1 protein-coding gene is annotated in these 267 nt (G+C 38.6%); it reads left to right on the forward strand.

Annotated features, from left to right (window positions below):
* A partial coding sequence (locus AAEY57_RS20145) for a tryptophan 7-halogenase (protein ID WP_350608678.1) occupies positions 1–267 on the forward strand: 267 nt, incomplete at both ends.

The following is a 267-nucleotide window of genomic DNA, read 5'->3' on the forward strand; positions in this document are numbered from 1 at the left end:
CCCTAAAACAATTTGTACACCAGAATATGCTGCTATAGCCAATTATGCCTACCATTTAGACTCTGCAAAATTTGCTGTTTTTTTACAAAAACACTGTACGCAGCAGCTTGGCGTTAAACATATTTTAGCCGATGTAACGCAGGTCAATAGTGCTAAAAATGGCGATATTGCAAGCGTTACCACAAAACAACAAGGTGAAATTAGCGGTGATTTATTTGTCGATTGCACCGGCTTTTCATCATTGTTATTAGGCGAGCATTACAAGGT

It is taken from the genome of Pseudoalteromonas sp. MER144-MNA-CIBAN-0113, assembly GCF_040308965.1.
Taxonomy (GTDB): domain Bacteria; phylum Pseudomonadota; class Gammaproteobacteria; order Enterobacterales; family Alteromonadaceae; genus Pseudoalteromonas; species Pseudoalteromonas tetraodonis.